The sequence below is a fragment of the Escherichia sp. MOD1-EC6819 genome, assembly GCF_002965765.1.
Lineage (GTDB): Bacteria > Pseudomonadota > Gammaproteobacteria > Enterobacterales > Enterobacteriaceae > Escherichia > Escherichia ruysiae.
The window spans coordinates 81,638-104,985 of sequence record NZ_PTRG01000008.1 but is presented as its reverse complement, the minus strand read 5'-3'; the positions used below and the strand labels follow the sequence as shown (position 1 = coordinate 104,985).

The 23,348-nt window shown below is 50.8% G+C and carries 25 protein-coding genes and 1 other RNA gene; 13 read left to right on the top strand and 13 right to left on the bottom strand.

Going from position 1 to position 23,348, the window contains the following annotated elements; all coding sequences use genetic code 11:
• Positions 1-18 precede the first annotated feature (18 nt).
• Positions 19-597 (bottom strand): UPF0149 family protein YgfB, encoded by a 579-nt coding sequence (ygfB, locus tag A7Z06_RS13015; RefSeq protein WP_001295378.1) that lies wholly within the window; start codon positions 595-597, stop codon positions 19-21.
• 166 nt (positions 598-763) lie between these two features.
• Between ygfB and zapA the strand changes: the two genes are divergently transcribed.
• The 3 genes from zapA to A7Z06_RS12995 all read left to right on the top strand — a co-directional run bounded on the left by zapA (position 764) and on the right by A7Z06_RS12995 (position 1,941).
• Positions 764-1,093, top strand: coding sequence for a cell division protein ZapA (zapA, locus tag A7Z06_RS13005; RefSeq protein WP_001276008.1), 330 nt, complete (start codon positions 764-766; stop codon positions 1,091-1,093).
• 41 nt (positions 1,094-1,134) lie between these two features.
• Positions 1,135-1,318, top strand: a non-coding RNA gene (ssrS, locus tag A7Z06_RS13000) — 6S RNA.
• A 20-nt stretch (positions 1,319-1,338) separates the two neighbouring features.
• Positions 1,339-1,941 (top strand): 5-formyltetrahydrofolate cyclo-ligase, encoded by a 603-nt coding sequence (locus A7Z06_RS12995; protein ID WP_000192749.1) that lies wholly within the window; start codon positions 1,339-1,341, stop codon positions 1,939-1,941.
• Between the two features lie 100 nt (positions 1,942-2,041).
• Here the strand turns inward: A7Z06_RS12995 and ibsC are convergent, their stop codons facing one another.
• The 3 genes from ibsC to rpiA all read right to left on the bottom strand — a co-directional run bounded on the left by ibsC (position 2,042) and on the right by rpiA (position 4,490).
• Positions 2,042-2,101, bottom strand: a complete 60-nt coding sequence (ibsC, locus tag A7Z06_RS12990; RefSeq protein WP_071524576.1) for a type I toxin-antitoxin system toxin IbsC — start codon at positions 2,099-2,101, stop codon at positions 2,042-2,044.
• Between the two features lie 239 nt (positions 2,102-2,340).
• Positions 2,341-3,573 (bottom strand): phosphoglycerate dehydrogenase, encoded by a 1,233-nt coding sequence (serA, locus tag A7Z06_RS12985; RefSeq protein ID WP_001151617.1) that lies wholly within the window; start codon positions 3,571-3,573, stop codon positions 2,341-2,343.
• A gap of 257 nt (positions 3,574-3,830) precedes the next feature.
• Positions 3,831-4,490, bottom strand: coding sequence for a ribose-5-phosphate isomerase RpiA (gene rpiA / locus A7Z06_RS12980; RefSeq protein ID WP_024191163.1), 660 nt, complete (start codon positions 4,488-4,490; stop codon positions 3,831-3,833).
• A 438-nt stretch (positions 4,491-4,928) separates the two neighbouring features.
• Here rpiA and argP point away from each other — a divergent pair, with 438 nt between their 5' ends.
• The 5 genes from argP to scpC all read left to right on the top strand — a co-directional run bounded on the left by argP (position 4,929) and on the right by scpC (position 11,456).
• On the top strand, positions 4,929-5,822 hold the full coding sequence (gene argP, locus A7Z06_RS12975) for a DNA-binding transcriptional regulator ArgP (protein WP_000828352.1): 894 nt from the start codon (positions 4,929-4,931) through the stop codon (positions 5,820-5,822).
• 201 nt (positions 5,823-6,023) lie between these two features.
• Entirely contained in the window at positions 6,024-8,168 is a 2,145-nt protein-coding gene (gene scpA / locus A7Z06_RS12970; protein ID WP_000073216.1) for a methylmalonyl-CoA mutase, read from the top strand.
• Entirely contained in the window at positions 8,161-9,156 is a 996-nt protein-coding gene (meaB, locus tag A7Z06_RS12965) for a methylmalonyl Co-A mutase-associated GTPase MeaB (protein ID WP_000606488.1), read from the top strand. The genes scpA and meaB overlap by 8 nt, the downstream gene beginning before the upstream one ends.
• Positions 9,157-9,166: 10 nt before the next feature.
• On the top strand, positions 9,167-9,952 hold the full coding sequence (scpB, locus tag A7Z06_RS12960) for a methylmalonyl-CoA decarboxylase (RefSeq protein ID WP_000122066.1): 786 nt from the start codon (positions 9,167-9,169) through the stop codon (positions 9,950-9,952).
• A gap of 25 nt (positions 9,953-9,977) precedes the next feature.
• Entirely contained in the window at positions 9,978-11,456 is a 1,479-nt protein-coding gene (gene scpC, locus A7Z06_RS12955; RefSeq protein ID WP_001056014.1) for a propionyl-CoA:succinate CoA transferase, read from the top strand.
• Here scpC and srsR read toward each other — a convergent pair.
• From srsR to epd, 7 genes are all read right to left on the bottom strand, one after another.
• Entirely contained in the window at positions 11,453-12,349 is an 897-nt protein-coding gene (gene srsR, locus A7Z06_RS12950; RefSeq protein ID WP_000350788.1) for a LysR family transcriptional regulator SrsR, read from the bottom strand. The genes scpC and srsR overlap by 4 nt on opposite strands.
• A gap of 168 nt (positions 12,350-12,517) precedes the next feature.
• On the bottom strand, positions 12,518-13,258 hold the full coding sequence (locus A7Z06_RS12945; protein WP_000669825.1) for an oxidative stress defense protein: 741 nt from the start codon (positions 13,256-13,258) through the stop codon (positions 12,518-12,520).
• Between the two features lie 92 nt (positions 13,259-13,350).
• A complete protein-coding gene (argO, locus tag A7Z06_RS12940) occupies positions 13,351-13,986 on the bottom strand; it encodes an arginine exporter ArgO (RefSeq protein ID WP_000493354.1) in 636 nt (211 codons plus the stop codon).
• Positions 13,987-14,123: 137 nt separating this feature from the next.
• On the bottom strand, positions 14,124-14,984 hold the full coding sequence (gene mscS, locus A7Z06_RS12935) for a small-conductance mechanosensitive channel MscS (RefSeq protein ID WP_000389806.1): 861 nt from the start codon (positions 14,982-14,984) through the stop codon (positions 14,124-14,126).
• A 191-nt stretch (positions 14,985-15,175) separates the two neighbouring features.
• Positions 15,176-16,255, bottom strand: coding sequence for a class II fructose-bisphosphate aldolase (gene fbaA, locus A7Z06_RS12930; protein ID WP_000034374.1), 1,080 nt, complete (start codon positions 16,253-16,255; stop codon positions 15,176-15,178).
• 214 nt (positions 16,256-16,469) lie between these two features.
• On the bottom strand, positions 16,470-17,633 hold the full coding sequence (pgk, locus tag A7Z06_RS12925; protein WP_000111269.1) for a phosphoglycerate kinase: 1,164 nt from the start codon (positions 17,631-17,633) through the stop codon (positions 16,470-16,472).
• 49 nt (positions 17,634-17,682) lie between these two features.
• The gene (epd, locus tag A7Z06_RS12920; protein WP_000218480.1) at positions 17,683-18,702 is read right to left on the bottom strand and encodes an erythrose-4-phosphate dehydrogenase; all 1,020 of its coding nucleotides are present in this window, start codon (positions 18,700-18,702) and stop codon (positions 17,683-17,685) included.
• Positions 18,703-19,073: 371 nt separating this feature from the next.
• Here epd and A7Z06_RS12910 point away from each other — a divergent pair, with 371 nt between their 5' ends.
• From A7Z06_RS12910 to A7Z06_RS12890, 5 genes are read left to right on the top strand one after another with little or no spacing between them, the layout of a single operon-like run.
• Positions 19,074-19,505: a PPC domain-containing DNA-binding protein gene (locus A7Z06_RS12910; protein WP_000988717.1), complete on the top strand. Its 432-nt coding sequence runs from the start codon at positions 19,074-19,076 to the stop codon at positions 19,503-19,505.
• Positions 19,506-19,527: 22 nt separating this feature from the next.
• Complete coding sequence (locus tag A7Z06_RS12905; RefSeq protein WP_000124052.1) at positions 19,528-20,106, top strand: ECF transporter S component; 579 nt, start codon at positions 19,528-19,530, stop codon at positions 20,104-20,106.
• Entirely contained in the window at positions 20,107-20,814 is a 708-nt protein-coding gene (locus A7Z06_RS12900) for an energy-coupling factor transporter transmembrane component T (protein WP_000553236.1), read from the top strand.
• A complete protein-coding gene (locus A7Z06_RS12895) occupies positions 20,802-21,479 on the top strand; it encodes an ABC transporter ATP-binding protein (RefSeq protein WP_000256984.1) in 678 nt (225 codons plus the stop codon). Before A7Z06_RS12900 ends, A7Z06_RS12895 begins: the two co-directional genes overlap by 13 nt.
• A complete protein-coding gene (locus A7Z06_RS12890) occupies positions 21,473-22,150 on the top strand; it encodes an ABC transporter ATP-binding protein (protein ID WP_000956938.1) in 678 nt (225 codons plus the stop codon). Before A7Z06_RS12895 ends, A7Z06_RS12890 begins: the two co-directional genes overlap by 7 nt.
• Here the strand turns inward: A7Z06_RS12890 and A7Z06_RS12885 are convergent.
• Both A7Z06_RS12885 and fumE read right to left on the bottom strand, forming a co-directional pair.
• Positions 22,122-22,835: a nucleoside/nucleotide kinase family protein gene (locus A7Z06_RS12885; protein WP_000687715.1), complete on the bottom strand. Its 714-nt coding sequence runs from the start codon at positions 22,833-22,835 to the stop codon at positions 22,122-22,124. The genes A7Z06_RS12890 and A7Z06_RS12885 overlap by 29 nt on opposite strands.
• The gene (gene fumE / locus A7Z06_RS12880; protein WP_000224161.1) at positions 22,832-23,341 is read right to left on the bottom strand and encodes a fumarase E; all 510 of its coding nucleotides are present in this window, start codon (positions 23,339-23,341) and stop codon (positions 22,832-22,834) included. The genes A7Z06_RS12885 and fumE overlap by 4 nt, the downstream gene beginning before the upstream one ends.
• Positions 23,342-23,348 lie beyond the last annotated feature (7 nt).

Sequence of the window (23,348 nt, the reverse complement as noted above, 5' to 3'; positions counted from 1 at the left end):
TCCTTACGTTTTTTGTTTTTAGTGTAGAGTTGGTTTTTGTACTTCTGGCGCGGTCGGTTGCGGATGAGTAAAGGTGTCGTGGCATAACAGCGCGGCAACACGGACGTACTCGATGATCTCTTCAAGCGACATTTCCAGCTCTTCCTGATCTTCGTCTTCGTCATATCCCAGTTGCGCGATGTTACGCAGATCGTCGATGGCTTCACCGGTTTCGCCAGTCACTTTATCCAGCTTCGGCTGAGTCACGCCAAGACCAAGCAGGAAGTGATTTACCCAGCCTGCCAGCGCATCAGCGCGATCGAAAACGCTGACATCATCGCCATCAGGCAGATAAAGCTGAAAAAGGAAGCCGTCATCCTGCAGGGCATCGCTGGTGGCTGAGTGCATTTTGCGCAATGCCTGTGCCAGCTCATGACCGAAAGCCATGCCTTCGTTCGTCAGGTCGTGAAGCAGCGGCAACCATGAACTGTCGTCATTGCCACCGCAAATCATCCCGCTGATTAAACCGTGCATCTCAGCAGGGGTCAGACCCGTCCCTTGTTGGTTCAGATACTGGTTCATTTCGTTGTAACCAGGCATTTCGTTCTGTATAGACATAAGCATTCGTCATCAAAGGGAGGAAGATTCATGATATGCTACCACTTTGGACCCTGGTGAACCAGAAAAGGGCTTGTCTCTTCTCATCAGGGTAGCTATAGTTCGCCCCTTCGCAGACCATGAGTCTGAAGACGAAGGAAGCGCAGTCAATCAGCAGGAAGGTGGCATGTCTGCACAACCCGTCGATATCCAAATTTTTGGCCGTTCACTGCGTGTGAACTGCCCGCCTGACCAAAGGGATGCGTTGAATCAGGCCGCAGACGATCTGAATCAGCGGTTGCAAGATCTGAAAGAACGCACTAGAGTCACAAATACTGAACAGTTGGTCTTCATTGCTGCATTGAATATCAGCTATGAGTTAGCGCAAGAAAAAGCGAAGACTCGTGACTACGCGGCAAGTATGGAACAGCGTATTCGGATGCTGCAACAGACCATAGAACAAGCGTTACTTGAACAAGGTCGCATCACCGAAAAAACGAACCAAAACTTTGAATGACACTTTTCGGTTTACTGTGGTAGAGTAACCGTGAAGACAAAATTTCTCTGAGATGTTCGCAAGCGGGCCAGTCCCCTGAGCCGATATTTCATACCACAAGAATGTGGCGCTCCGTGGTTGGTGAGCATGCTCGGTTCGTCCGAGAAGCCTTAAAACTGCGACGACACATTCACCTTGAACCAAGGGTTCAAGGGTTACAGCCTGCGGCGGCATCTCGGAGATTCCCTTCTTACCTGGCACCAGCCATGACGCAACTACCAGAACTCCCACTGACATTATCCCGACAAGAAATCCGCAAAATGATTCGGCAACGTCGTCGTGCGTTAACGCCGGAACAACAGCAAGAAATGGGTCAACAAGCCGCTACCCGGATGATGACTTATCCCCCGGTGGTGATGGCGCATACGGTCGCTGTATTCCTCTCTTTTGATGGCGAGCTCGACACCCAACCGCTCATAGAACAACTCTGGCGTGCCGGTAAGCGCGTGTATCTTCCAGTTTTACACCCTTTTAGTGCTGGTAACTTACTGTTCCTGAATTACCATCCGCAAAGCGAATTGGTGATGAACAGATTGAAGATCCACGAGCCGAAACTGGACGTGCGCGATGTGCTTCCCCTTTCCCGGTTAGATGTGCTGGTCACGCCGCTGGTAGCCTTTGATGAGTACGGTCAACGCCTGGGAATGGGCGGCGGTTTTTATGATCGGACATTGCAAAACTGGCAGCACTACAAAATGCAGCCGGTAGGTTATGCGCATGATTGCCAGTTAGTAGAAAAACTGCCGGTTGAAGAGTGGGATATCCCATTGCCTGCAGTGGTTACACCGTCGAAAGTCTGGGAGTGGTGAGGGCGATACACCTGCATCGCCCTGATTGACATCGTTGATTCTTTGACCTAATTTAGTGAGTAAGGGTAAGGGAGGATTGCTCCTCCCCTGAGACTGACTGTTAATAAGCTCCGAAACTTATCAGTAACAGTACAATCAGTATGATGACAAGTCGCATCATAACCCTTCTCCTTCAAGCCCTCGCTTCGGTGAGGGCTTTACCGTTACAGCCCTGTGCTGTCCCGCCATCGTAAATCCTCTTCGAATAAAGGCAACGCATTGATCTGGCTTTGATTTATTTCTTCGAGCAGACTCGCAAAGGCGATTGCAGCACACTGCAAATGCAGTGATAAGCGCGGGAAAAGGGATAAAAAAACGGGCAAGTCAGCGACCTGCCCGTTGTTTGTCAGAGAAGGGAAATCAGTACAGCAGACGGGCGCGAATGGTGCCCGGAATCGCTTTCATTGCCTGTAATGCTTTTTCAGCAACGTCTTCATCTGCTTCAATATCAATAACTACGTAGCCCATCTGAGCAGACGTTTGCAGATACTGCGCGGCGATGTTAACGCCCTGCTCGGCAAAAATTTTGTTCAGCGCAGTCAGCACGCCCGGACGGTTTTCGTGGATGTGCATCAGACGGCGGCCACCGTGCAGCGGCAGCGAGACTTCCGGGAAGTTCACCGCAGAGAGCGTGGAGCCATTGTCAGAGTACTTGATCAATTTACCCGCAACTTCCAGGCCGATATTCTCCTGCGCTTCCTGAGTCGAACCGCCAATGTGCGGCGTCAGCAGGACGTTGTCGAATTCGCACAGCGGAGAAGTAAACGGATCGCTGTTGGTCGCTGGTTCTGTTGGGAATACATCGATTGCCGCGCCAGCCAGATGTTTGCTCGCCAGTGCGTCACACAGCGCCGGAATATCGACCACAGTACCGCGCGAAGCGTTAATCAGCAGCGAGCCGGGCTTCATCAGTGAGATCTCTTTCGCGCCCATCATGTTTTTGGTAGACGGGTTTTCAGGCACATGCAGGCTCACCACGTCGCTCATATTCAGCAAGTCGGAAAGATGTTGCACCTGCGTCGCGTTACCCAGCGGCAGTTTGTTTTCAATATCATAGAAGTAAACATACATCCCCAGCGACTCCGCCAGAATGCCAAGCTGCGTACCGATATGACCATAACCAATGATACCCAGCTTTTTGCCGCGCGCTTCAAAAGACCCCGCCGCCAGTTTGTTCCACACGCCACGGTGCGCTTTGGCGTTGGCTTCCGGCACTCCGCGCAATAGCAGCAGAAGTTCACCAATCACCAGCTCAGCGACAGAACGCGTATTCGAAAACGGTGCGTTAAATACCGGAATCCCGCGTTTTGCCGCAGCATTTAAATCAACCTGGTTTGTGCCTATGCAAAAACAGCCAATAGCGACCAGCTTTTCTGCGGCATTGATCACTTCTTCGGTCAGATGGGTTCGGGATCGCAGGCCGATGAAGTGGGCATCGCGGATGGATTCTTTTAATTGTTCATCATCCAGCGCGCCTTTATGAAATTCGATGTTGGTGTAACCTGCCGCGCGAAGACTTTCCAGCGCCTTTTGGTGCACGCCTTCTACCAGCAGAAACTTAATCTTGTCTTTCTCCAGCGATACCTTTGCCATTTACCCAATCCTGTCTTTGAAATGTTGTGTGTGGATTTGCATCCGCCTTTCAACATATCAAAAAATAATAATGCGGCAATATGAACGTTTGCGTCGCGATGTTGAGGAAATATCACGAGAGGTTGATTAACAGAAGAAAATGCTGAAGATGAGACGTTCTTTAGCGTGTTAGGCAAAAGTGAGTTAAAAACGTGATAGATGTCACCAAATTTAACAATGCAAAAAATTTTTAACGGGGGACGAACTCCCCCGTCAGATCATTTCACAATGGTTTTAACGCCGTCAGGCGTGCCAATCAGCGCGACGTCCGCGCCACGGTTGGCAAACAGACCAACAGTAACCACACCCGGAATCGCGTTAATCGCATTTTCCATCGCCACCGGATCAAGGATTTCCATACCGTGGACGTCGAGGATCACGTTGCCGTTATCAGTCACCACGCCCTGACGATATTCCGGACGACCACCAAGTTTCACCAGTTGACGAGCCACTGCACTACGCGCCATCGGAATCACTTCCACCGGCAACGGGAATTTACCCAGAATATCGACCTGCTTGGAGGCGTCCGCGATGCAGATAAATTTCTCTGCAACCGAGGCAATGATTTTTTCACGCGTCAGCGCCGCGCCGCCGCCTTTGATCATCTGCATATGGCCGTTGATTTCATCTGCACCGTCAACGTAGATGCCGAGGCTGTCAACTTCATTGAGGTCAAACACATGAATGCCAAGGCTTTTTAGTTTTTCAGTGGATGCATCCGAGCTGGAAACTGCCCCTTCAATCTGACCTTTCATCGTGCCGAGTGCATCAATAAAGTGTGCGGCGGTGGAACCTGTACCAACACCAACAATGGTTCCGGGCTGAACATACTGAAGTGCCGCCCATCCTACTGCTTTTTTCAATTCATCCTGCGTCATGATCGTTTCGCCTGTGGTATGAAATTTCAGACGCATTATATACAAAAAAAGCGATTCAGACCCCGTCAGCAAGTCGTGCGGATAACTCATCCATGAAATAACAGGCAATGGCGGGCATCCTCTTTCACCCCGGCAAATCTGGGTATCAGGAGGCATCAGGATTACCCTTCTATCCCCCAGTCAGCATATCTGAAACTACGCCGATAAAGGTGAAGCACTTCAATACAACCAATTGATAATATTAATAATAAAAATAACATCTATTGTTAGCATCTCGCCCACAGAACGTTGCCTTTACGCTCTACAAAGACTAAAAAACACGGTGTTGTCAGTCAAAATTTCCATTATGGCTGCTTTTGTATACGTTAAATGCTCTGTACCCAAAGCAAAATTATGTCATAGTTCGGCATAAGAAAATTTGAGGAGCAGGTTAAAGCAATGAAACGCCCGGACTACAGAACATTACAGGCACTGGATGCGGTAATACGTGAACGAGGATTTGAGCGCGCGGCACAGAAATTGTGCATTACGCAATCAGCCGTCTCACAGCGCATTAAGCAGCTGGAAAATATGTTCGGGCAGCCGTTATTAGTGCGTACTGTCCCGCCGCGACCTACAGAACAAGGGCAAAAACTGCTGGCACTGCTTCGCCAGGTGGAATTGCTGGAAGAAGAGTGGCTGGGGGATGAACAAACCGGTTCAACCCCGCTGCTGCTTTCACTGGCGGTCAACGCTGACAGTCTGGCAACCTGGCTGCTACCGGCGCTGGCTCCGGTGCTGGCTGATTCGCCTATTCGTCTGAACTTGCAGGTGGAAGATGAAACCCGCACCCAGGAACGCCTGCGTCGCGGTGAAGTAGTTGGCGCGGTGAGTATTCAACATCAGGCGCTGCCCAGTTGTCTTGTCGATAAACTTGGCGCGCTTGACTATCTGTTCGTCAGCTCCAGACCATTTGCTGAGAAATACTTCCCTAACGGAGTAAGCCGCTCCGCGCTGCTCAAGGCACCGGTGGTGGCGTTTGACCATCTTGACGATATGCACCAGGCATTTTTGCAGCAAAACTTCGATCTGCCGCCAGGTAGCGTACCGTGCCATATCGTTAACTCGTCTGAAGCCTTCGTTCAACTCGCTCGCCAGGGAACAACCTGCTGTATGATCCCACACCTGCAAATTGAGAAAGAACTGGCGAGCGGCGAGCTGATCGACCTTACGCCAGGGCTGTTTCAACGGCGAATGCTCTACTGGCACCGCTTTGCCCCAGAAAGCCGCATGATGCGTAAAGTCACTGATGCTTTACTAGACTATGGTCACAAAGTACTTCGTCAGGATTAATCAATCACTTAATGCCTGATAGCACATATCAGGCATTTTCCTTTTTTCTTTTTATCTTCTTTGAACAACGTCACGAAACAGACAAATCTCACGCGGCAAAAAACGACGTCCCAATGCATTTTTTTTGCTGGCGACAACCCCGTGTAAAAAGCTCACCGTAAGCGCATCCCACCAATTTGATTGCGTTTTATGGAGCAAATAATGTCTAACGTGCAGGAATGGCAACAACTTGCCAACAAGGAATTGAGCCGTCGGGAGAAAAACGTCGACTCACTGGTACGGCAAACGGCGGAAGGGATAGCCATCAAGCCGCTGTATACCGAAGCCGATCTCGACAATCTGGAAGTAACCGGCACCCTTCCAGGCTTGCCGCCCTACGTTCGTGGTCCACGTGCCACCATGTATACCGCTCAACCGTGGACTATTCGTCAGTATGCCGGTTTCTCCACGGCAAAAGAATCTAACGCCTTTTATCGCCGTAACCTCGCTGCCGGGCAAAAGGGTCTTTCCGTTGCTTTTGACCTCGCCACCCACCGTGGTTACGACTCTGACAATCCGCGCGTTTCAGGCGACGTCGGTAAAGCAGGCGTCGCTATCGACACCGTTGAAGATATGAAGGTGCTATTCGACCAGATCCCGCTGGATCAAATGTCGGTTTCGATGACTATGAACGGGGCAGTCCTGCCAGTACTGGCGTTTTATATTGTGGCCGCTGAAGAGCAAGGCGTTACACCCGATAAACTCACAGGCACCATCCAGAACGACATTCTGAAAGAGTACCTCTGCCGCAATACTTACATTTATCCGCCAAAACCGTCGATGCGTATTATCGCTGACATCATCGCCTGGTGTTCCGGCAATATGCCGCGCTTTAATACCATCAGTATTAGCGGTTACCACATGGGCGAAGCGGGAGCCAACTGCGTGCAGCAGGTGGCGTTTACTCTCGCTGATGGAATTGAGTACATCAAAGCTGCACTTTCTGCTGGCCTGAAAATTGACGACTTTGCCCCGCGCCTGTCGTTCTTCTTTGGCATCGGTATGGATCTTTTCATGAACGTCGCCATGCTGCGCGCCGCACGTTATCTCTGGAGTGAGGCGGTAAGTGGATTTGGAGCCAAAGATCCGAAATCACTGGCACTGCGCACCCACTGTCAGACCTCAGGCTGGAGTCTCACCGAGCAAGATCCCTATAACAACGTTATCCGCACCACCATTGAAGCGTTGGGCGCCACACTTGGCGGGACACAATCACTGCATACCAACGCTTTTGATGAGGCACTTGGACTGCCAACCGACTTCTCGGCACGTATAGCCCGTAATACTCAGATAATCATTCAGGAAGAGTCAGAAATCTGCCGCACCGTCGATCCGCTGGCCGGCTCTTATTACGTTGAGTCGTTGACCGATCAGATCGTCAAACAGGCTCGATCCATCATCGCTCAGATCGACGAAGCCGGGGGTATGGCGAAAGCGATCGAAGCGGGTTTGCCAAAACGCATGATCGAAGAAGCGTCTGCGCGTGAGCAGTCACTGATCGATCAGGGCAAACGCGTGATTGTTGGCGTTAACAAGTACAAGCTGGATCACGAAGACGAAACCGATGTCCTTGAGATAGACAACGTGATGGTACGTAACGAGCAGATTGCTTCACTGGAGCGCATTCGCGCCACCCGCGATGATGCTGCCGTAACCGCCGCACTGAATGCTCTGACTAATGCGGCACTGCAAAACGGAAACCTGCTGGCTGCTGCTATTAATGCGGCACGCGTTCGCGCGACATTGGGTGAAATCTCCGATGCGCTGGAAGCCGCTTTTGACCGTTATCTGGTGCCGAGCCAGTGTGTTACCGGCGTGATTGCGCAAAGCTATCATCAGTCGGAAAAATCAGCTTGCGAATTTGATGCGATTGTTGCGCAAACGGAACAGTTCCTCGCGGATAACGGCCGTCGCCCGCGCATTCTGATCGCCAAAATGGGGCAGGATGGACACGATCGCGGGGCCAAAGTCATTGCCAGCGCCTATTCCGATCTTGGATTTGACGTTGATTTAAGTCCGATGTTCTCGACACCAGAAGAGATCGCCCGCCTGGCAGTAGAAAATGATGTTCACGTAGTGGGCGCATCCTCACTCGCTGCCGGGCATAAAACGCTGATCCCGGAACTGGTAGAAGCCCTCAAAAAATGGGGACGCGAAGATATCTGCGTAGTCGCTGGCGGCGTTATTCCACCGCAGGATTATGCCTTCCTGCAAGAACGCGGCGTGGCGGCGATTTATGGTCCGGGTACGCCCATGCTCGACAGCGTACGTGATGTACTGAATCGGATTAGCCAGCGTCATGATTAACGAAGCCACGCTGGCAGACAACATTCGGCGCTTACGTCAGGGTGAGCGTGCCACGCTCGCCCAGGCGATGACGCTGGTAGAAAGCCGTCATCCACGTCATCTGGAACTAAGCACTCAGTTGCTCGACGCCATCATGCCGTTTTGTGGTAATGCACTGCGCCTGGGCGTTACCGGTACACCTGGCGCGGGGAAAAGTACCTTTCTTGAAGCCTTCGGTATGTTGCTGATTCGCCAGGGGCTGAAAGTCGCGGTGATTGCCGTCGATCCCAGCAGCCCAGTTACCGGTGGCAGCATTCTTGGCGATAAGACTCGGATGACCGAACTGGCGCGTGCCGATGCGGCATTTATTCGCCCGGTTCCGTCATCCGGTCATCTGGGCGGCGCCAGCCAGCGGGCGCGGGAGTTAATGCTGTTATGCGAGGCGGCAGGTTATGACGTGGTGATCGTTGAAACCGTCGGCGTCGGGCAGTCGGAAACCGAAGTCGCCCGCATGGTGGACTGTTTTATCTCACTACAAATCGCCGGTGGTGGTGATGATCTCCAGGGCATTAAAAAGGGACTGATGGAGATGGCAGATCTGATTGTCATTAACAAAGACGATGGCGATAACCACGCGAATGTCGCCATTGCCCGCCACATGTACGAGGGCGCTCTGCATATTCTGCGTCGCAAATATGACGAATGGCAGCCGCAGGTTCTCACCTGTAGCGCGCTGGAAAAATGCGGTATCGATGAGATTTGGCGCGCAATTATCGATTTCAAAACCGCACTTACCGCCAGCGGTCGTTTGCAACAAATGCGGCAACAACAATCGGTGGAATGGCTGCGTAAACAAACCGAAGAAGAAGTGCTGCACCACCTGTTCGCGAATGAAGATTTCGATCGTTATTACCGCCAGACGCTATTAGCAGTCAAAAACAATACTCTCTCGCCGCGCACTGGCTTGCGGCAGCTCAGTGAATTTATCCAGACTCAATATTTTGAATAAAGGAATTTTTATGTCTTATCAGTATGTTAATGTCATTATCATCAACAAAGTTGCGGTCATTGAGTTTAACTATGGCCGCAAACTCAATGCATTGAGTAAAGTCTTTATTGACGACCTGATCCAGGCACTAAGCGATCTCAACCGACCGGAAATTCGTTGTATCATTCTGCGTGCTCCGAGTGGTTCCAAAGTCTTCTCCGCAGGCCACGACATCCATGAACTGCCATCAGGCGGTCGCGATCCTCTCTCTTACGATGATCCGCTACGGCAAATTACCCGTATGATCCAAAAATGCCCCAAACCGATCATTTCGATGGTCGAAGGTAGCGTCTGGGGAGGTGCTTTTGAAATGATCATGAGTTCCGATCTGATCATCGCTGCCAGCACGTCGACCTTCTCAATGACCCCAGTTAACCTTGGCGTACCGTATAACCTGGTGGGCATCCACAACCTGACCCGCGACGCGGGCTTCCACATCGTCAAAGAACTGATTTTTACCGCTTCGCCAGTCACCGCCCAACGCGCGCTGGCTGTTGGCATTCTCAACCACGTTGTTGACATCAGCGAGCTGGAAGATTTCACCCTGCAAATGGCGCACCACATTTCCGAAAAAGCACCGCTGGCGATCGCGGTAATCAAGGAAGAACTGCGCGTACTGGGCGAGGCGCACACGATGAATTCAGACGAATTTGAACGTATTCAGGGGATGCGCCGAGCGGTTTATGACAGCGAGGATTATCAGGAAGGTATGAATGCTTTCCTGGAAAAACGTAAACCTAATTTCGTCGGTCATTAATGCTCAGCGAATGAAGGAGTAAAAGATGAATATGATCTGGGCAAGGATGACCGCCGATGAAGCGGCGGAAATTATCCAGCACAATGATATGGTAGCATTCAGCGGCTTTACCCCTGCGGGTTCACCTAAAGCTCTACCTGTCGCTATTGCTCATCGTGCCAACGAACAACATGAGGCGAAAAAACCGTACCAGATTCGCCTGCTAACCGGCGCGTCAATTAGCGCCGCCGCCGATGACGTGCTCTCTGAAGCTAACGCCGTTTCATGGCGCGCTCCGTATCAAACATCATCTGGGTTACGCCAAAAGATCAATCAGGGGGCAGTCAGTTTTGTTGATCTACACTTGAGCGAAGTCGCGCAAATGGTTAACTACGGCTTCTTCGGCGACATTGATGTTGCGGTAATTGAAGCCTCAGCCATCGAGCCGGATGGACGTGTCTGGTTAACCAGTGGGATCGGTAACGCTCCGACCTGGTTACTGCGGGCCAAGAAAGTAATCATTGAACTCAATCACTATCATGATCCGCGCGTTGCGGAACTGGCGGATATTGTGATTCCTGGCGCACCACCGCGACGCAATAGCGTTTCGATCTTCCATGCGATGGATCGCGTCGGTACTCGTTATGTGCAAATTGATCCGAAAAAGATTGTTGCGGTCGTGGAAACCAACTTACCTGATGCAGGTAAGCTGCTGGATAAGCAAAATCCCATGTGCCAACAGATCGCCGACAATGTGGTTACCTTCTTATTACGTGAAATGGCACAGGGGCGCATTCCGCCGGAATTTCTGCCACTGCAAAGTGGGGTAGGCAACATCAATAATGCGGTAATGGCGCGTCTCGGGGATAACCCGGATATTCCACCGTTTATGATGTATTCGGAAGTGCTACAGGAATCAGTAGTTCATCTTCTGGAAACCGGAAAAATCACCGGAGCCAGCGCCTCCAGTCTGACTATCTCCGCCGATTCACTGCGCAAGATTTATGACAATATGGACTATTTCTCCTGTCGGATTGTGTTACGTCCGCAGGAGATTTCCAATAACCCGGAAATTATCCGCCGCCTTGGTGTTATCGCTCTGAACGTCGGCCTGGAGTTTGATATTTACGGGCACGCCAACTCAACGCATGTTGCCGGAGTTAATTTAATGAACGGTATCGGCGGCAGCGGTGATTTTGAACGCAATGCTTATCTGTCAATCTTTATGGCGCCGTCGATCGCCAAAGAAGGAAAAATATCAACCATCGTGCCGATGTGTAGTCATGTTGATCACAGCGAGCACAGCGTGAAAGTGATCATCACTGAACAAGGGATCGCCGACCTGCGCGGCCTCTCTCCACTTCAACGCGCACGCGCTATCATCGATAACTGCGCCCATCCCATGTACCGTGACTATTTGCATCGCTATCTGGAAAATGCCCCAGGAGGGCATATTCACCACGATCTTAGCCACGTTTTCGATCTGCATCGTAACTTGATCGAAACGGGTTCAATGCTGGGTTAATTGCTCGTACCATCACGATCTTCAGCAATTTGCTGTAGTATCGTGGCGGTATAGCGATGATTTTTCAGTGAATAGAGGTATTCCTGCATATACATTGGCGTATGCGGCGCATCGAAATATTTCAGCGTTGCCGGATTCACCAGTCGCCAGGCAAAATGTGGAATGACTGTCAGAAAATGTCCGCGCTCAACGGCGCTGATTTTGGCCATAAAACTGTAGGGGCGATAAATGATTGTTGGATTGATCCCACAAGGGCGCATGTTCGCATCAATCATCGCTTCATAGTTAGCGCGGTTCTGAAAGCGCATCTGTAACCACGGTAACTCCTGTAATAACTCCTGCTCCTGACGTTCTTCAAAACGGCGGGAAACAAGAAACCCCAGTCGCAGCGGCGACAGTTCGCTGATAGTTAGATTTTCCAGCCCCTTAACACGGGCGGATACATGCTGCGGAGAGATAATAAAATCAAACTGGCGGTAGAAGAGATTATCGATAACCCCATTTTCGCTAAACTCAACCGGCTGGGCAGTCACCCCTTCATATTTATCACCAAGACTGATTAGCTGATCAAAAATAATCGTCGGATAAGTATTATCGATGCCAATGACAATTTCATGAGAATGACGCCCGGAATTATGAATTTCATTATCAATAGCAGAAAGTCGTTGGTAAACCGGAAATAGTTTTTGATAAAGTTCCTGTCCGGCTTTATTGAGACTAATGTTGTTATCTTTACGGGTAAACAGCGTATAACCAATTTGTTCCTCCAGCGCGGCAATACTTTTGCCAAACGGTGAAGCCGTCATATGTATTTTTTCTGCTGCCCTGGCAATATTATTGGTTTGCGCTAATAAAATAAAATTGCGCATCTTTTTTGAAATAAAAATATCCATACCCTCTCCCCAAACATCACTGTCCGCTTAACCGTTTCAGTTATTCAATCTTTGATGATATCGCGAGCAAAGATAGGTAATTGCATCATGGTTTTACAGAAAATTACAGAAAAAGGAGACGATATAAGGTGAAGACATTAGCCCGACAAATGAGTCGGGCTAAATGTATTATTGTGCGGTAGGTGTTTTTGCCGGTTGCTGATCAACGGGTTCTAACTGGAAGACCACATCCACCTGGTCATCAAACTGAATAGCGGCCTGCTCGTAAGTTTCCTGAGTAGAAACCGGCGCGGCATCAGCTTTCATCATCCGAACCATCGGGCTGGGCTGATAGTTGGAAACATGGTAGCGCACGCTATACACCGGTCCCAGTTTGCGATTAAAGCCATTCGCCAGCTCCTGCGCCTGATGAATCGCGTTATCAATCGCGGCCTTACGCGCTTTATCTTTATAGGCATCCGGTTGCGCTACTCCCAGCGAAACAGAACGAATTTCATTAAGACCAGCCTTCAGCGCGCCATCCAGCAAAGAATTCAGCTTGTCTAACTGACGAACTGTTACCTCTACCGTTCTCACTGCCCGGTAGCCTTTCAGAATACTTTTGCCATCCTGGTAATCGTAATCTGGCTGGGTACGTAAATTCGCAGAACTGATATCTTTTTTCGCGATCTGATTGAGTTCAAGGAAAGAGATATATTGCGCCACGCGCTCATCCGCTTGTTTTTTGGCGGTAGCAGCATCCTTCGCGGCCACATTAACTTCAATAGCAAGAGTGGCAATGTCTGGCACCGCATCTACGCTTGCCGTTCCTGAAGTGACAATGTGCGGACCATCCGGTAGTTCATTGGCCTGTACTGCCATCCCGCTGAAACCCATCAATGCCGCCAGGGCGATAACTTTGAACTTCACGTTAGTCTCTCCGTGTTTATTTACTTGCCCAAAATTCAAAACCTCTGTAGGCAAGCTTAGCGTCTCTGTTTTTATTTTCCATCAGATAGCGCCTAACTGAACAAGGCTTGTGCATGGGCAATACCATCTCTCGCCAGCTGTAGGGCGATAAACCACATTACGCCACCAACAATAATATTAATAATACGCTGCGCTTTGGCGGTACGCAGACGCGGTGCCAACCAGGCTGCGAGAAGAGCCAGACCAAAGAACCACAAGAAAGAGGCGCTAATCGTCCCAAGCGCAAACCAGCGTTTTGGTTCAACATCGAGCTGCCCGCCGAGGCTCCCCAATACCACAAAGGTATCCAGATAAACATGGGGATTCAGCCAGGTCACTGCCAGCATGGTGGCAATAATTTTCCAGCGTCCCTGTTTCATGACTTCAGCACTAACCAGCTCAATATTACTGCTCATCGCCGTTTTAAAAGCGCCAAAACCATACCACAGCAAGAAGGCAACGCCGCCCCAGGTGACCAGCGCCAGCAACCACGGTGACTGCATCAGTAACGCGCTACCGCCAAAAATCCCGGCGCAAATCAGAACCAAATCGCTGATTGCACAAAGTAAGGCAATCATAATGTGGTACTGGCGGCGAATACCCTGATTCATCACAAAAGCATTTTGTGGACCGAGCGGCAGGATCATAGCCGCCCCAAGTGCAAGACCTTGAAAGTAATAAGAAAACACGTTGGATATTCCGAATTAAGTATCTGATGCAGAGAATATAGCGCGGGAATGTTATTAGTGGAAATTGATATTATTAATTGGCAATCAGAATAACTAATAAGAGAGAGGCCAGATAAATTATCTGGCCTCAGCGTTGATTATGCAGCTTTGTCCTCTTTCACCCGCTTAAAATTCACATCCATTTGCGGATACGGGAAGCTGATACCAGCGGCATCAAACTCGCGTTTAATACGCTCCAGCACATCCCAGTAAACGTTTTGCAGATCGCCGCTGTTACTCCAGACGCGGACCACGAAATTAATCGAGGATGCGCCAAGCTCGTTCAGACGCACGGTCATTTCGCGATCTTTTAAAATGCGATCGTCAGACTGGATAATATCGGTCAGGATCTGCTTCACCTGATCGATATCGGAATCATACGCCACACCAATGATAAATTCGTTACGGCGCGCAGGCTCGCGAGAGAAGTTAATAATATTACCGGCAATAATTTTACCGTTCGGAATAACGATAATTTTACCGTCTGCAGTGCGCATAGTCGTAGAGAAAATCTGCACGCTCTGCACTGTACCGGCAACACCGCCGAGGTCGACATATTCACCGGCACGGAACGGACGGAACAGTACCAGCAACACACCAGCGGCCAGGTTAGACAGAGAACCCTGCAACGCCAAACCTACAGCTAAACCTGCGGCACCCAGCACGGCGATAACCGATGCAGTTTGTACCCCCACACGACCTAACGCTGCGATCAGCGTAAAAGCAATAATCGCATATCGGGCTAATGCAGAGATAAAATCAGCAACGGTGGCATCTATGTTACGGGAGATCATCAGGCGATTCACCGCGTTGGAGATCATCCGCGCGATAATCAAACCAATGATGATGATCGCGAGAGCCGCCACGATGTTTACAGCATAACTCAGCAACAGCGCCTGGTTGTTCACCAACCACGAACCTGCACCGTGTATGCTATCGACAACATTCAAATCTTCCATTCAATATTCCTTTTTAACTGACTCAAAATGGAGAAATACACTCCGCTGCCTTATGACGGGCAGTCTGACAAGGGTAAACAATAAAGCATAATTTTGCCAAATAGATCACAGATTTCTCCTGTCCATCACCTTGCTTTTGGCGAAAAAAAAGACCCGCAGAGCGGGTCTTGAGATAAGCAGAAAGGAATATCTTACAGAACGTCGATCGCGTTCAGTTCCTTGAATGCTTTTTCCAGACGAGCGATCATCGAAGTCTGACCGGCACGCAGCCATACGCGCGGATCGTAGTATTTCTTGTTCGGCTGATCTTCGCCTTTCGGGTTGCCCAGCTGACCCTGCAGGTAAGCTTCGTTTTCTTTGTAGTAGTTCAGAACACCTTCCCAGGTTGCCCATTGGGTATCGGTATCGATGTTCATTTTCACTACGCCGTAGCTTACGGAGTCTTTGATTTCCTGAGCAGTAGAACCGGAACCGCCGTGGAATACGAAGTTCAGGCTGTTGTGCGGCAGGTTGTGTTTCTTAGAAACATATTCCTGAGAATCACGCAGGATGGTCGGAGTCAGAACCACGTTACCCGGCTTGTAAACGCCGTGTACGTTACCGAAGGACGCTGCGATGGTGAAACGCGGGCTGATTTTGCTCAGCTCGGTGTATGCGTAATCAACGTCTTCTGGCTGGGTGTACAGTGCAGAAGCGTCCATGTGGCTGTTGTCCACGCCATCTTCTTCACCACCGGTGCAACCCAGTTCGATTTCCAGAGTCATGCCGATTTTGGACATGCGCTCCAGGTATTTAGAGCAGATTTCGATGTTCTCTTGCAGAGATTCTTCAGACAGGTCGATCATGTGAGAAGAGAACAGCGGCTTGCCGGTAGCTGCGAAGTGTTTTTCACCCGCGTCCAGCAGACCGTCGATCCACGGCAGCAGTTTCTTCGCGCAGTGGTCGGTGTGCAGGATAACCGGAACACCATAATGTTCAGCCATCTGGTGAACGTGATGCGCACCAGAGATCGCGCCCAGGATAGCAGCACCCTGCGGAACGTCAGATTTCACGCCTTTACCAGCGATAAAGGAAGCACCACCGTTGGAGAACTGAACGATAACCGGCGCTTTAACTTTAGCAGCGGTTTCCAGTACGGCGTTGATGGAGTCAGTACCGACGCAGTTTACTGCTGGCAGTGCGAAGTTGTTTTCTTTTGCTACCTGGAAAACTTTCTGTACGTCATCACCAGTGATTACGCCAGGTTTTACGAAATCAAAAATCTTAGACATGTCTCTTGTCCTGTATCGTCGGGCCTTATACTCGTCATACTTCAAGTTGCATGTGCTGCGTCTGCGTTCGCTCACCCCAGTCACTTACTTATGTAAGCTCCTGGGGATTCACTCTCTTGTCGCCTTCCTGCAACTCGAATTATTTAGAGTATGAAAAAATGCGTGCTCTAAAAGCGCGCTGAAACAAGGGCAGGTTTCCCTGCCCTGTGATTTTTTACTTCTTAGCGCGCTCTTCGAGCATCGCTACTGCAGGCAGTACTTTACCTTCCACGAATTCGAGGAATGCGCCGCCGCCAGTGGAGATGTAGGAGATTTTGTCAGCGATGCCGAACAGGTCGATTGCTGCCAGAGTGTCGCCGCCACCAGCAATGGAGAACGCTTCGCTGTCTGCGATAGCGTTAGCCACGATTTCAGTGCCTTTGCGGAAGTTCGGGAATTCGAACACGCCAACCGGACCGTTCCACAGAATGGTTTTCGCATTCTTCAGGATTTCAGCCAGTTCCTGAGCGGAAGCATCACCGATATCCAGGATCTGCTCGTCAGCTTTCACATCGTTAACAGATTTCAGAGTAGCCGGAGCAGTTTCAGAGAACTCGGTTGCTACGCGAACATCAGACGGAACCGGAATGTTGCAGGTGGTCAGCAGACGTTTAGCTTCGTCAACAAGGTCAGCTTCGTACAGGGATTTACCCACATCGTGGCCTTGTGCCGCGATAAAGGTGTTAGCGATACCACCACCAACAATCAGCTGGTCAGCGATTTTAGACAGGGAGTCCAGAACGGTCAGTTTGGTAGATACTTTAGAACCACCAACGATAGCCACCATCGGGCGAGCTGGTTCTTTCAGTGCTTTACCCAGCGCGTCCAGTTCAGCCGCCAGCAGCGGACCTGCGCACGCAACGTCAGCGAATTTACCGATACCGTGAGTAGAAGCTTGCGCGCGGTGAGCAGTACCGAATGCGTCCATTACGAATACGTCGCACAGTGCAGCGTATTTTTTGGACAGGGTTTCGTCGTCTTTCTTCTCGCCTTTGTTGAAGCGAACGTTTTCCAGAACAACCAGTTCACCTTCAGCAACATCAACGCCGTCGAGGTAATCTTTAACCAGACGAACCGGGTTAGACAGTTTGTCTTTCAGGTAGTTAACAACCGGCAGCAGAGAGAATTCTTCGTTGTACTCGCCTTCGGTAGGACGACCCAGGTGGGAAGTTACCATCACTTTAGCGCCTTGTTTCAGAGCCAGTTCGATGGTCGGCAGAGAAGCACGGATACGTGCGTCGCTGGTTACTTTCCCGTCTTTTACTGGTACGTTCAGATCCGCACGGATAAATACACGTTTCCCAGCAAGATCCAGATCGGTCATCTTAATTACAGACATGGTGAATCCTCTCGTTGATTCTAAAAGTTTTGCAGACGCTGCTTGCGTCTTACCTGAAAGCAACAGTAGCCATAGCTAACGTCGTGTCGAGCATTCGGTTAGCAAAGCCCCATTCGTTATCGCACCAGACCAACGTTTTGATCAGGTGTGCGCCACTGACCCGGGTTTGAGTACCATCGACAATGGCACTGTGCGGATCGTGGTTAAAATCTACAGAGACCAACGGCAATTCCGTATAGTCAACTATACCATGAAATGCACCTTGTGCTGCTTTTTGCAGCAACAGGTTGACTTCATTGGCTTTTACAGGTTTCTTCACCGTCACGCTTAAATCGATTGCCGTCACATTTATGGTTGGCACACGTACCGCAATCGCTTCAAAGCGATCGTTAAATTGCGGAAAAAATCGTGTGATACCGGCGGCCAGTTTGGTATCGACCGGAATGATCGACTGGCTGGCTGCCCGGGTGCGACGCAGGTCAGGATGGTATGCATCAATAACCTGTTGATCGTGCATGGCGGAGTGAATTGTGGTCACAGTGCCGGACTCAATACCGTACGCATCATCTAACAATTTGATGACGGGAATTATGCAATTCGTGGTACAGGAAGCGTTAGAAACGATGCGGTGTTCCGCACGAAGTTGATCCTGATTGACGCCGTAAACAACGGTCGCGTCGAGATCGTTACTGCCAGGATGTGAAAAGAGCACTTTTTTAGCCCCGGCGGCAATGTGCGCTTCGCCATGCTCGCGGGAGCCATATACGCCGGTGCAGTCGAGGACTACATCAACGCCAAGTTCACGCCAGGGGAGCGATTGCAGTGAACGTTCATGCAATACGCGGATGGCGTCATCACCAACAAAAAGTTGATCGCGTTCCTGTCGTACTTCCCATGCAAAACGGCCATGGCTGGTGTCATATTTCAACAAATGCGCCATGCCCGCAGCATCCGCCAGTTCGTTGATTGCCACCACGGTAATTTCCGCCCGACGTCCGGATTCATACAAAGCACGAACCACATTACGCCCGATGCGACCGAAGCCATTTATCGCTACGCGTACGGTCATAGATCTCCTGCAAGGTTTTCCCTGAGCAAATTTGCCTGACAGAGTAATCCAGCAAATCGTTCGGGAAAACCTTACCTGTCGCAAACTGCGACTGATTGGTTAATTGTCGAACATTTAATCGACTGAAACGCTTCAGCTAGGATAAGCGAAACGTGGAATAAAAGGAATGATTGTCCAGTCAAAGAAGACAATTATCTGACTTACGTCACGTTTTCAGCCCCGCCCCTGTGGAATTTATTCCACTTTGCAGAATCACGAATAAGCGTAGCAAAATCTTTTCGTTGTGCCGTCACAAACCCTGACTTATATCAGAATATGACTGATGCAGCGTCGATATTATCCGCAATGCGTCCGAGTTTCGGAGTACTCCAATGATGACATTGCCCTACCCATATTCTTCCTCCGCACGCTTTTACGCGCTGCGCCTGCTCCCCGGGCAGGAAGTTCTCTCCCAATTGCGCGTCTTCGCGCAACAACAACAACTCCACGCCGCGTGGATTGCAGGTTGTACCGGCAGTCTGACTGATGTCGCTTTGCGCTATGCCGGGCAAGAAAACACCACCCTTCTAAGCGATAAGTTTGAAGTCATCGCATTGAACGGCACGCTGGAACAGAGTGGTGAGCATCTTCATCTCTGCGTTTCCGATCCACACGGCGCGATGCTTGGCGGTCATATGATGCCCGGCTGTACCGTGCGCACCACGCTTGAACTGGTGATCGGCTGCCTTGAGGAACTGGCGTTTAGCCGCCAGCCTTGCGCGCTTTCTGGTTACGATGAGTTGCATATTTCCCCCATTAAATAACTATTTTCAGAGAGGTTTTCTTATGGCGCGTCGCAGCTTTTCCAGCCAGGCCCTGGTGCTGATCGTTATCTCTATCGCTATCAATATGATCGGCGGGCAACTGGCCAGCATGGTCAAATTACCTATATTTCTCGACTCCATCGGCACGCTTATTAGCGCGGTACTGCTTGGTCCGGTGATCGGGATGCTGACCGGCTTACTGACCAATTTACTCTGGGGATTGCTGACCGACCCGATCGCCGCCGCATTTGCGCCCGTCGCGATGGTCATCGGCCTGGTCGCCGGTTGGCTGGCGCGAGCGGGTTGGTTTCGCACCCTGCCGAAAGTCGTTGTCAGCGGCGTGATTATTACGCTTGCGGTCACAGTCGTTGCTGTACCGTTACGTACTGCGCTGTTCGGCGGTGTCACCGGTAGCGGAGCTGATTTGTTCGTTGCCTGGATGCACTCTATGGGGCAAAACCTGGTGGAGTCGGTGGCGATTACGGTGATAGGCGCAAACCTGGTCGATAAAATTCTTACAGCGGTGATTGTCTGGCTTTTACTGCGCCAGCTGCCGATTCGCACCACACGTCATTTTCCGGCAATGGCTGCCGTGCGCTAAATGCATCCGTTTACCTCATTAACGCTGTGGGCGCTGGCAGCCTGCACCACGCTAATCCTGCCCGCGCAGACCATTTTGCCAGTCTATAGCGCGGCGACCTTTCTCTGCCTTATTGCGTTAAAGGCCACGCGGCGGCGAGCAAAATATGTCGCCTGGCTGATGTTTTCGCTGGGGGGCGGCCTGTGGCTGGTGCACGGTGGCTGGCTGACAGAATGGATAAGCGGAACACCGCGCAATCCAGAACGTTGGGCATTTGCTATTACGCTCTGGCTGCGCATTCTGGCGATTGTTTCCACTTCGCAGTTGTGGATGCAGTACGTCCCCGTGCAACGATTTATCCGCGCTTTGTTTGCTTCTCGCCTGCCGCCGGGCGTCGCTTATCTGTTTGCCGGACCGCTGCTGGTCGTTGAGCAGTTAAAACGGCAATTAGCGATTATTCATGAAGCACAGCGTGCGCGTGGCGTGCCGCTGGATGAAAGCTGGTATCAACGCTTATGTGCGATGCCGGCGTTAATCATACCATTAACCCATAATGCGCTTAACGATCTGGCGATCCGTGGTGCGGCGCTGGATATGCGGGCATTTCGCTTACATAACCGGCGCACTACGCTATGGGCACCACCTGACAGTAAATTACAAAAAGTGGCTCGTTACACCATGATATTGCTGATGCTGGCAGAACCCGGAGTGTGGCTATGGTTACGTTAGAACAGTTTCGCTATTGCCCGACGCACTCAACGCACTCTCCATTCTGTTATGACTTTCACTATGACAACCCGGGGATGGTCGCCATCTTTGGAGACAACGGCAGCGGCAAAAGCACGCTGGCGCAACTGATGGCGGGTTGGTATCCGGACTTCCTGCCGGGTGACATCGCTGGCACGGGAATGCTCCTCAATACGCCCATTGGGCAACTCTCGCTAAGCGAACAAGCCGCTACCATTCAACTCGTCCAGCAATCTCCCTATTTGCAGCTTTCCGGCTGTACCTTTAGCGTGGAAGAAGAGGTTGCCTTTGGGCCAGAAAATCTGTGTCTTGATGAAGCAAAGGTTATGGCGCGCATTGACGCTGCCCTGACCCTGACCGAGTGCCAGCCGTTGCGTCATCGCCATCCGGCAACACTCTCCGGTGGAGAAACCCAACGCGTGGTTATCGCCTGTGCCATCGCTATGCAACCAAAACTATTAATTCTTGATGAAGCCTTTAGCCGCCTGACATCACAAGCCAGCGAAATTCTGTTGCAGCGTTTGCAGCACTGGGCGATGGAATGCGGTTCGCTGGTTATTCTGTTTGAACGTCATCCCACACCTTTTCTGAACTATTGCCAGCATTCCTGGCGGTTACATGACGGAGTACTCCAGCCATTATGTTAACGTTAAATCAGGTGACTTATCGCTGGCCTGGCGCGGCAACAGATTGTCTTTGCGACATTTCGCTGCAACTTAAACAAGGTGAATGGCTGGCGCTGACCGGCGACAACGGCGCGGGAAAATCGACACTGTTACGCATCATGGCGGGTCTTCTTCCCCCATCTTCCGGTACAGTAATATTGCAACAACAGGCATTACATACGCTTAAGAACCGCCAGCGCGCGGCAAAAATTGGCGTACTGTTTCAGGAAGCGGAAAACCAGTTGTTTCATAGCACCGTCGCCGAAGAGGTCGCCTTTGGTCTGAAATTACAAAAATTCTCACCCGCAGACATCGCAAAACGCACCGAATACGCCCTGCAATGTTGTCAGTTAGCAGACGTTGCCAGCGCGCATCCGTTAGACCTGCATAGCGCACAGCGACGGATGGTCGCCGTCGCCAGTCTGGAAGCTCTCGCCCCGTCACTGTTGTTGCTGGATGAACCCAGTCGGGATTTTGACGAAAACTGGCTGGGCGTGTTTGAGTGCTGGCTGGAAAAATGCCGCCAACAAGGCGCGAGTGTCGTGGCAATCAGTCATGACGCCGCATTTACCCGGCGTCATTTTTCCCGTGTTATCCGTCTGGAAGACGGCACTGTGAAAGAGGTCAATCTGCCAGACGATATTCGCCGCTAGCCGTCATCATTAAGGTCAAATTTGCGGGCAGACTCTGTTCAAGCACCCGGCGAACATTTGGGCCGTCGGTACGTTCATAAAAGGCTTCAGCGTCTGCCAGCGATAACCCTCCCGCCAGCTTGCGCCCCACCAGCCGTTCCCGTAACGCAGCTGCGGGCGCGTTGATAAAGATCGAGAAATCACAAAATTGCGCAAGCATGCGCCATTTCTCGTCATCCAATAACAGCCAATTTCCTTCTACGATAATGATCGGTGCAGTAACGTGTAATGCATCTTCTATGGGATCATGCTTTTGTCGATCGTACTGCGGCCACGTACAATCCCCTTCCACTGCCCGGCGCAGATTTTCCGCCAGTTTCGCCACGTCGAACGTCTGCGGTGCGCCTTTATAAGAGCGAAGCTGATGCTCATCCAGCCAGATGTTGTAATGGTGAAAACCATCCATCGGGAGCGTCTGAATAGCGGGTAGTTCCGGGTCTTGTTGCGCGAGATATTCCCAGAAGGTGGTTAGGGTAGATTTACCCGTCCCCGGCGGAGCGCAAAGAAATACCACCGCACGCCGCTGTGGATTTACCGTCTGTAAGGCCGCCAACATGCGCAGCAACGGTTTATGTACATTTTTTATCTCATCATCATGGTACTGCGCCTGTACCTTCAGCCCATTCACCGTTAATTCAATTTTCACGGCGTTAATTCCTTTAAGGTGGTCGTTACTGCCAGCGTCAGCGCCGTTTTGACCATCCCGCTAAAACGCACCTCTGACCAGACGGCGAAATCGGCGAACTTCATCGCCTTTAACGCATCATAGAGCGTCGCATTGCGGGTTATACTATTGACGTTGCTGATAAAATCCCAGGTTATGTCATCGGCAAATCCTGGGGGGGCATCCTGTTCGTTCAGGTAATGCCAGAACTGGGAAAAATGCGTGATATCGGCGTACAGCCATTTATCCATTTTCCCCAGCGCATAAATCAAACGCAGCGCAACATCAATATCGTCAAGCGGGCCGCTTTGGGCGAGTAACGGTTTCACTGCATATTCGACGATCTCTTCATCGTTATCGACAAATAGCGACGGCAGAAACTGGCGTATCCCCTGGAGCAAAATAGAATGCGCAGTTTTCATAAATGAATATAAATTGTCCTGTGCGTCCAGTTGCTCAAGCACATCATCTTCTGTCAGCGTCGCCATTCGTCTT

What these genes read in the sequence shown, in the direction of transcription:
- epd (WP_000218480.1), bottom strand. Translation starts at nt 18,702, where the DNA reads ATGACCGTACGCGTAGCGATAAATGGCTTCGGTCGCATCGGGCGTAAT.
- scpB (WP_000122066.1), top strand. Translation starts at nt 9,167, where the DNA reads ATGTCTTATCAGTATGTTAATGTCATTATCATCAACAAAGTTGCGGTC.
- A7Z06_RS12895 (WP_000256984.1), top strand. Translation starts at nt 20,802, where the DNA reads ATGGTTACGTTAGAACAGTTTCGCTATTGCCCGACGCACTCAACGCAC.
- scpC (WP_001056014.1), top strand. Translation starts at nt 9,978, where the DNA reads ATGAATATGATCTGGGCAAGGATGACCGCCGATGAAGCGGCGGAAATT.
- A7Z06_RS12905 (WP_000124052.1), top strand. Translation starts at nt 19,528, where the DNA reads ATGGCGCGTCGCAGCTTTTCCAGCCAGGCCCTGGTGCTGATCGTTATC.
- mscS (WP_000389806.1), bottom strand. Translation starts at nt 14,984, where the DNA reads ATGGAAGATTTGAATGTTGTCGATAGCATACACGGTGCAGGTTCGTGG.
- A7Z06_RS12890 (WP_000956938.1), top strand. Translation starts at nt 21,473, where the DNA reads ATGTTAACGTTAAATCAGGTGACTTATCGCTGGCCTGGCGCGGCAACA.
- fbaA (WP_000034374.1), bottom strand. Translation starts at nt 16,255, where the DNA reads ATGTCTAAGATTTTTGATTTCGTAAAACCTGGCGTAATCACTGGTGAT.
- pgk (WP_000111269.1), bottom strand. Translation starts at nt 17,633, where the DNA reads ATGTCTGTAATTAAGATGACCGATCTGGATCTTGCTGGGAAACGTGTA.
- A7Z06_RS12900 (WP_000553236.1), top strand. Translation starts at nt 20,107, where the DNA reads ATGCATCCGTTTACCTCATTAACGCTGTGGGCGCTGGCAGCCTGCACC.
- serA (WP_001151617.1), bottom strand. Translation starts at nt 3,573, where the DNA reads ATGGCAAAGGTATCGCTGGAGAAAGACAAGATTAAGTTTCTGCTGGTA.
- A7Z06_RS12910 (WP_000988717.1), top strand. Translation starts at nt 19,074, where the DNA reads ATGATGACATTGCCCTACCCATATTCTTCCTCCGCACGCTTTTACGCG.
- fumE (WP_000224161.1), bottom strand. Translation starts at nt 23,341, where the DNA reads ATGGCGACGCTGACAGAAGATGATGTGCTTGAGCAACTGGACGCACAG.
- zapA (WP_001276008.1), top strand. Translation starts at nt 764, where the DNA reads ATGTCTGCACAACCCGTCGATATCCAAATTTTTGGCCGTTCACTGCGT.
- A7Z06_RS12995 (WP_000192749.1), top strand. Translation starts at nt 1,339, where the DNA reads ATGACGCAACTACCAGAACTCCCACTGACATTATCCCGACAAGAAATC.
- ygfB (WP_001295378.1), bottom strand. Translation starts at nt 597, where the DNA reads ATGTCTATACAGAACGAAATGCCTGGTTACAACGAAATGAACCAGTAT.
- meaB (WP_000606488.1), top strand. Translation starts at nt 8,161, where the DNA reads ATGATTAACGAAGCCACGCTGGCAGACAACATTCGGCGCTTACGTCAG.
- rpiA (WP_024191163.1), bottom strand. Translation starts at nt 4,490, where the DNA reads ATGACGCAGGATGAATTGAAAAAAGCAGTAGGATGGGCGGCACTTCAG.
- scpA (WP_000073216.1), top strand. Translation starts at nt 6,024, where the DNA reads ATGTCTAACGTGCAGGAATGGCAACAACTTGCCAACAAGGAATTGAGC.
- argP (WP_000828352.1), top strand. Translation starts at nt 4,929, where the DNA reads ATGAAACGCCCGGACTACAGAACATTACAGGCACTGGATGCGGTAATA.
- srsR (WP_000350788.1), bottom strand. Translation starts at nt 12,349, where the DNA reads ATGGATATTTTTATTTCAAAAAAGATGCGCAATTTTATTTTATTAGCG.